At 54.4% G+C, this 6,926-nt stretch carries 6 protein-coding genes; 5 read left to right on the plus strand and 1 reads right to left on the minus strand.

The window, feature by feature from the left end; all coding sequences use genetic code 11:
- Positions 1–10: 10 nt before the first annotated feature.
- Together NNN64_RS15105 and NNN64_RS15110 are read left to right on the plus strand one after the other, a co-directional pair.
- Positions 11–1,663 carry an ATP-binding protein gene (locus NNN64_RS15105; protein ID WP_271441885.1) on the plus strand — a complete coding sequence of 551 codons (1,653 nt, stop codon included), beginning with the start codon at positions 11–13 and terminating at the stop codon, positions 1,661–1,663.
- Complete coding sequence (locus NNN64_RS15110; protein ID WP_271441880.1) at positions 1,656–2,354, plus strand: response regulator; 699 nt, start codon at positions 1,656–1,658, stop codon at positions 2,352–2,354. Before NNN64_RS15105 ends, NNN64_RS15110 begins: the two co-directional genes overlap by 8 nt.
- A 63-nt stretch (positions 2,355–2,417) precedes the next feature.
- Here NNN64_RS15110 and NNN64_RS15115 read toward each other — a convergent pair whose 3' ends face one another.
- Entirely contained in the window at positions 2,418–2,621 is a 204-nt protein-coding gene (locus NNN64_RS15115; protein WP_271441886.1) for a hypothetical protein, read from the minus strand.
- Between NNN64_RS15115 and NNN64_RS15120 the strand changes: the two genes are divergently transcribed.
- The 3 genes from NNN64_RS15120 (at position 2,575) to NNN64_RS15130 (ending at position 6,572) form a co-directional block, all read left to right on the plus strand.
- Positions 2,575–3,663 carry an ABC transporter substrate-binding protein gene (locus tag NNN64_RS15120; protein ID WP_271441881.1) on the plus strand — a complete coding sequence of 363 codons (1,089 nt, stop codon included), beginning with the start codon at positions 2,575–2,577 and terminating at the stop codon, positions 3,661–3,663. The two genes, NNN64_RS15115 and NNN64_RS15120, sit on opposite strands and share 47 nt — an antisense overlap.
- 76 nt (positions 3,664–3,739) lie before the next feature.
- Complete coding sequence (locus NNN64_RS15125) at positions 3,740–5,509, plus strand: ABC transporter permease (protein ID WP_005133551.1); 1,770 nt, start codon at positions 3,740–3,742, stop codon at positions 5,507–5,509.
- Complete coding sequence (locus tag NNN64_RS15130; RefSeq protein WP_271441882.1) at positions 5,502–6,572, plus strand: ABC transporter ATP-binding protein; 1,071 nt, start codon at positions 5,502–5,504, stop codon at positions 6,570–6,572. Before NNN64_RS15125 ends, NNN64_RS15130 begins: the two co-directional genes overlap by 8 nt.
- The last annotated feature ends 354 nt before the right edge of the window (positions 6,573–6,926 follow it).

Here is a 6,926-nt window from a genome sequence, read left to right on the forward strand (position 1 = left end):
TGCGGACTACATGAAACTTAGATTGTCCTTTCAGGTAAAGCTGTTCCTCTCACTGGTGGCTTTTTCCTGCCTTCTGCTGGCGCTGCTTGGCGTATTGCTGTTTCACTTTATCGACCGCCAGTTGCACCACGATTTAGGCCAACGTGCGCGGGTACAGGCCAGCGAAATTGCCCTGATTCCCGGTCTGGCAGAAAAAGTTCAGCAGCGGGATATTCCCGGTATCGCACAACTGATTCAGCCGCTGCGCGCCGAAAGCGATGCCAGCTATATTGTGATTGGCGATGCGCATGAACAGCATCTTTACCACTCAGAATCCCCGGAGCGCCTTAACCTGCCGATGATCGGCGGCGACAATGCTGACGTACTGAAGGGCAAAACCATAATCACAGTGCGCAAGGGCGGGATCGGTGTCTCGTTACGCAGTAAGGCACCTATTTTCGATAACCATCATCAGGTAATCGGCATTGTCTCCGTCGGTTACCTCACCTCCTACATCGCCAATATCAACGCCCGCCTGCTGTGGCGCACCGGAATGTACGGCCTTGCCCTGCTGCTGCTGCTGTTTATTTTTTCCTGGTTACTGACCCGCACGCTGAAAAAGCAGATGTTCGGCCTGGAACCTAAAGATATCGCCCAGTTGGTGCTACAGCAAAAGGCGTTACTGGAGGCCATGTACGAAGGTGTGTTTGCGGTGAATGCCGATAAGCAGCTAATACTCATCAACCGCGCCGCCAGGGAGATGCTCAATATTCGCCAGAGTGAACAAGCGTTGCTCGGCAAACCGCTGGATGAGGTGATTCAGCTGCCACCGTCGTTTTTCGTGCCAGGCAACACCGCTTATGACAGCCGCCATCACGATCATATTACCGTCCTGAATCAACGGGAAACCATCGTCAACCGCGTGGCTATTGAAGTTGAGCCGGGCACCCAAAGCGGTTGGGTATTCAGCTTCCGCGATAAGAACGATATCAATACGCTCAGCAGCCAACTCAGCCAGGTGACCCGCTATGCCGATAACCTGCGTATCATGCGCCACGAGCAGCTCAACTGGACGGCTACGCTCGTCGGCCTGCTGCAGATGCAGCGCTATGACGACGCGCTGCGTTATATCCAGGTACAGTCAGAGGGGGCCCAGCAGGTGCTGGATTTCCTCTCCAGGCAGTTTGTCTCTCCGGCGCTGTGCGGCCTGCTGCTGGGGAAATATGTCGGTGCTCGCGAGAAAGGTGTTGAGCTGGTTTTCGACCCTGCCTGCCAGCTCTCGCGCCTGCCGGAAGGGCTGAGCGAAACGGAGCTGATGTCAGTAATAGGTAATCTGGTGGACAATGCTGTCGATGCCACGCTGAAAACGCCAGCACGTACCGCGCCGGTGGAAGTGTATATATCGGATCGCAACCACGAACTGGTGATTGAAGTGGCTGACCGGGGCTGTGGCGTTGATGAAGCCATGAAGCCGCATATTTTTGAGCAAGGCTTTACCAGTAAACCCACTGACAGCAGCGAACTCACCGGTGCAGAACATGGTATTGGCCTGTACCTGGTCGCGGGCTATGTTCGTCGGGCCGGTGGCAGCATCGAAATGAGCGATAACATCCCGCAGGGTACCGTATTTTCGGTTTTCATCCCGTTCCAGATTTCACTTTCGACAGGACCTTCCCATGACTGATATCCGCCCTCTTGAGGTTGTTATTGTTGAAGATGAGCCACATCTGGCACAGTTGCATCGGGAGTTTATTGAGCAAAACTTCCATCTGCGCATCGTGGGGATCGCGGGATCGCTGGAACAGGCCCGCGAGCTGATCCTCCGTCATCGGCCGCGCCTGCTGCTGCTGGACAACTATTTGCCTGACGGTCAGGGCGTTGAGCTTATTGATAGCCCGCTGCTCAAACAGTTTGAATGCTCGGTGATATTCATCACCGCCGCCAGCGATATGCAAACCTGCAGTCATGCTATGCGCAGCGGCGCGTTTGACTACCTGCTAAAGCCCGTGTTCTCCCACCGTCTGCGGGCCTCGCTGGAGCGCTTTATGTTGCTGGTACACACTCTGCGCCAGGTGAAAGTTGTTGACCAACATGCACTGGATAAACTGTTCAATTTACCCGCGGGTGAGGCATCAACCCAGCCATCAACAAAGGGCATTGAACCGGCAACGCTCGAGCGGGTGAAGCGTATTTTCAGCGAGCATCCTGACACCAGCTGGTCAGTCGAACAGGTAGTAGAAGACGCGGGGATCAGCAAGACCACGGGTCGCCGCTATCTGGAGTATTGCGTGGAAATTGGGTTTGTGGTGATTGAGATTCAGTATGGGAGTATTGGGCATCCGAGGCGGCTGTACCGGAGGGTGGCTCAGGAGTAACAATCACTGTAGGCCGGATAAACGAAGCGCCATTCGGCCTACAACGGCGAGTATTCTATTCTCTCAACCCACAGCCCTCACGGTTTCTATGGTGTTAATTACCGAAACAACGCCAACAATCACATTTCCACCAGCCGGCTCTCTCCCCCCTCTTGTCTCTCCCCTCCCATCCGCTATGTTGACTTTTAGCTCCTCAAATGTAAATAAAAGGTTAATAATAATGGCGAACACATTCCGCATCTCTCTGATCTCTGCAGCTGTTTTCATGTCGTTTTCTGCCCTGTCCGCACTGCCGCAGGGGTATCCGGCTGACTACCAAAAGGTGGTTGATGCCGCCACCAAAGAAGGCAAAGTCGTGGTTTACTCCACAACGGATACCAAAGCGGCTGGGCCGCTGATTCAGGGCTTTGAAGCCACCTATCCGGGCATCAAAGTTGAATATAACGATATGAACAGCACCGAGCTGTATAACCGTTATATCAGCGAACAGGCTGCTGGCGGCGGCAGCGGTGACGTCATCTGGAGCTCCTCCATGGATACCGCGATGAAGCTCGCGACCGACTATGCCATGGAGTATGTTTCAGCAGAGCAGAACCAGCTACCGAAATGGGCTGTTTGGCACAACAAAGCCTACGGCACCACCTACGAGCCGGTGGTGTTTATTTACAACAAGCGCCTCATCCCGGCGAACGAGGTTCCGGATTCTCACACCGCACTGGCCAAGCTGATTGCAGGCCAGGTGGATAAATTCAAAAGCAAAGTCACCACCTACGATATCGAAAAATCCGGGGTTGGCTTCATGCTATCGGTGCTGGATTACAAGGCCGATCCGAACTACTTCAAAACATTGGCCGACGTGGCGAAAGGCGGGTTAGCCGTGCAATCGTCCACCGGTACGATGATGGAGCGGGTTTCATCGGGTGAAAACCTGATTGGTTATAATATCCTCGGCTCTTACGCCGAAGCGCGTGCCAAAAACGATCCGTCACTGGGCATTTCCTATCCGAAGGACTACACCCTGGTGCTGTCACGAGTTTCTTTCATCAGCCAGCAGGCAGAGCATAGCAATGCCGCCAAACTGTGGCTGGACTATGTGCTGTCTGAGAAAGGGCAAAACATCCTCGCCAACCAGGCCGATATTCCGTCTATTCGCAACGATATCGAAGGTAAAAATGACATCGACGGTATGACCAAAATGCTGGGTAGCGCGCTGAAGCCGATCCCGGTTGATGAGTCATTACTTGAATACCTGCAACCGAAAAAACGTCTGGATTACATCAAACAGTGGCGTGAAGCCGCGGCCAAATAAGAGCCAGAACCGGGCGCACGGTTCACTGGTGCGCCTGGTGCTCGTTTCCTGAATACGTGTTACCGGATCTCCGCTTATGAATGCATTACGCAGAAAGTGGCAAAGCTTGCCGCGTGGCATCGTCGTGCTGTTAACCGCGCTGGTTATCTACACGCCGTTGTCGTTCATCGTGATACAAAGCTTTTTGTCCGCGCCGTTCTTCTCGCCGGCAAAGGACTGGAGCCTTGAATCCTTTGGCTTTATTTTTACCGACCCCGACTTCTATAAAGCGCTGAAAAGTGGCTTTATTCTCGCATTCGGGCTGGTCATTATCGCCATTCCTCTGGGCGGTATACTGGCCTTCCTGATGGTACGTACCGACTTACCGGGTAGACGGTTGATTGAGCCGCTGATCCTGGTGCCTATTTTTGTTTCACCGATGGTGCTGGGTTTTGGCTATGTGGTGGCCGCAGGCCCGGTGGGCTTCCTGTCACTGTGGGCACAATCGCTGATTGGCTTCGTGCCGTGGAACATCTACGACATGTCGAGCATCGTGGTCATTGCAGGGCTGACACACGTACCGCACGCTTATCTGTATATCTCGTCAGCGCTGCGCAGCGTGAGCTCAGACGTGGAGGAAGCCGCGCGTATCTCCGGCGCATCCCCGCTGCAGGTCATGACATCAGTCAGCCTGCCGATGGTTCGCCCATCTATTCTGTACGCCGTGGTGTTGCTGTTTTTCCTCGGTCTGGAAGTCTTTGGTCTGATGCTGGTATTGGGCGACCCTGAAGGCAACATGGTGCTGGCAACCTACCTGTATCAGTTGACCAATAAACTGGGTACGCCGTCGTATCACCTGATGGCGGCAGTTGCCGTGGTACTGATCTGCCTGACCATCCCACTGGTCATGCTACAGCGTCGCCTGATGCGTACCGCTAACCGCTTCGTGACCATGAAGGGTAAAGCCTCACAGGCCCGCGCGTTACCGCTGGGTAAATGGCGCTGGATAGCGGGTGCTGTGGTCGCGTTTTGGCTGACCATCACCATTGGCGTACCGTTAATGGGCGTGGTGCTGCGTGCGTTTATCTCCAACTGGGGTGTGGGTGTGTCGCTGTGGGATGAGCTGTCCCTCAGCACCTTCCGTACCATCTGGGAACAGCCGAATCTGTTGCGGGCCATCGTTAACTCCATGGCGATTGGCGTGATCGGCGGCGCGCTGGCGGTAGGTTGCTATCTGTTTATCGGTATCGCGATGCACCGCAAGCCGGATAACACCACGCGATTTCTCGACTACAGCGTGCTGGTGCCCCGCGCAGTGCCGGGCCTGCTCGCGGGTCTGGCATTTCTGTGGGTGTTCCTGTTCTTACCAATGTGGCTCGATAACGCGCTGAAATCCGGCTGGTTATCCGGTATGCCGTGGTCGCAGTGGTTGCGAGACACTTTGATTGTCTGGCTGCGTTCGCTACGGAGCACCATTTTCAGCGTCTGGCTGGCGTATACGGTGGTGTGGATGGCCTACGGCCTGCGCCTCATCTCCTCAACGTTGCTGCAAGTGGGGCCAGAACTGGAGGAAGCGGCACGCAGCACCGGTGCGACGCGTGGGCAGATTACCCGCCACGTTACCATTCCTCTTTCACGTTATGGGCTGATTGGCTCATGGCTGCTGATGTTCCTGATCTTTGAGCGTGAGTATTCAACGGGCGTCTATCTGCTGTCGCCGGGCACGGAAACCATCGGCTCGATGCTGGTATCTCTGTGGGCGGCAGGTGCTATCGACATCGTCGCCGCACTCTCGTTTATCAATATTCTGTTGGTGGTGGTGGGCCTGGGTATTGCCCTACGTTTTGGAGTGAAATTACATGATTGAATTATCGGTCGAGAACCTGCACTTAACCTACGGTGATAACCCGGTGCTAAAGGGCGTGACCATGGACCTCAAACGGGGCGAAGTGGTTTCGTTACTGGGGCCGTCCGGGAGCGGTAAAACCACCCTCCTGCGCGCCGTGGCTGGGCTGGAAAAACCGACACAAGGGTCAATTACCATCGGCAACAACAAAGTCTACGACGGCACCCCGCGCAGCGAAATCCCAGCCGAGGAGCGTAACCTGGGGCTGGTGTTCCAGTCCTATGCCTTGTGGCCGCATAAAACCGTATTTGAGAATGTGGCCTACCCGCTGAAGTTGCGCAAAGTCTCCACCGCAGAGATCAACCAACGGGTACAGGGGGTGTTGGATCAACTGGGCCTGGGACATCTGGGTAAGCGCCATCCGCATCAACTTTCTGGCGGTCAGCAACAGCGTGTAGCGATTGGCCGGGCACTGGTTTATAACCCACCCGTGATCCTGCTCGATGAGCCGTTGTCCAACCTTGATGCAAAACTGCGGGAAGAAGCGCGCGTATTCCTGCGTGAGTTGATTATTAATCTCGGGTTGTCCGCGCTGATGGTGACGCATGACCAGGGAGAAGCGATGTCGATTTCTGACCGCATTCTGCTACTCAACAACGGCAAAATTGAACAACAGGGTACGCCGCAAGAGATGTATGGTTCCCCAAAAACGCTGTTCACCGCTGAATTTATGGGCAGCAACAACCGTCTGCATGGCAAAGTCACTGAAGTGCGTGACGGCAAAGCACGTATTGAAGGACGTGACTGGGTTCTGTGGGGTCAGGCGGGTGACGGCGTTCAGGTTGGCCATGAGGGCACCGCGGTGATCCGCGTTGAACGTGTGGTGCTGGCCGACGGGCCAGGCGAAAACCAGTTGGCTCTGCCGTTGCTCACCAGCATGTATCTCGGTGACCGCTGGGAGTACCTGTTCCGCACCGTCGCTGATGATTTTGTCATCCGCGCCTACGGCAACGAAGTACGCGATCCGCAGCACTGCCACCTGGCGTTACCCGAAAAACATGTTTGGGTGTTCCCAAAATCCTGATGCCAGAAGGGAGCGGCTGTCGCTGCTCCTTTTTCTGCAGGAAGGATAGCGGTAATACAGAAGATATTTTTGAATACAATGAGATGATGCTGCTCATCGTGCTGATGACATCAAACGGGCTGGTCCTGGTACAGGAAAGGGTAAAAATCAGTGCGAAGAAATAGAGAAATGGTGCCGATAATAGGAGTCGAACCTACGACCTTCGCATTACGAATTAGTAGAACCACATTTAACTAACTGTTTTATATAGCCATTACCGCATTCACACGCCTCAAGTTAATGGCACATGCATTAAGATGAATTCTCGTGACAATCCTCGTACGACACAAAACTGGCACACATCCCATCCCATCC

This window comes from Citrobacter sp. Igbk 14 (genome assembly GCF_028069825.1).
Classification (GTDB): domain Bacteria; phylum Pseudomonadota; class Gammaproteobacteria; order Enterobacterales; family Enterobacteriaceae; genus Citrobacter.

What these genes read in the sequence shown, in the direction of transcription:
- NNN64_RS15105 (WP_271441885.1), top strand. Translation starts at nt 11, where the DNA reads ATGAAACTTAGATTGTCCTTTCAGGTAAAGCTGTTCCTCTCACTGGTG.
- NNN64_RS15110 (WP_271441880.1), top strand. Translation starts at nt 1,656, where the DNA reads ATGACTGATATCCGCCCTCTTGAGGTTGTTATTGTTGAAGATGAGCCA.
- NNN64_RS15120 (WP_271441881.1), top strand. Translation starts at nt 2,575, where the DNA reads ATGGCGAACACATTCCGCATCTCTCTGATCTCTGCAGCTGTTTTCATG.
- NNN64_RS15115 (WP_271441886.1), bottom strand. Translation starts at nt 2,621, where the DNA reads ATGAAAACAGCTGCAGAGATCAGAGAGATGCGGAATGTGTTCGCCATT.
- NNN64_RS15125 (WP_005133551.1), top strand. Translation starts at nt 3,740, where the DNA reads ATGAATGCATTACGCAGAAAGTGGCAAAGCTTGCCGCGTGGCATCGTC.
- NNN64_RS15130 (WP_271441882.1), top strand. Translation starts at nt 5,502, where the DNA reads ATGATTGAATTATCGGTCGAGAACCTGCACTTAACCTACGGTGATAAC.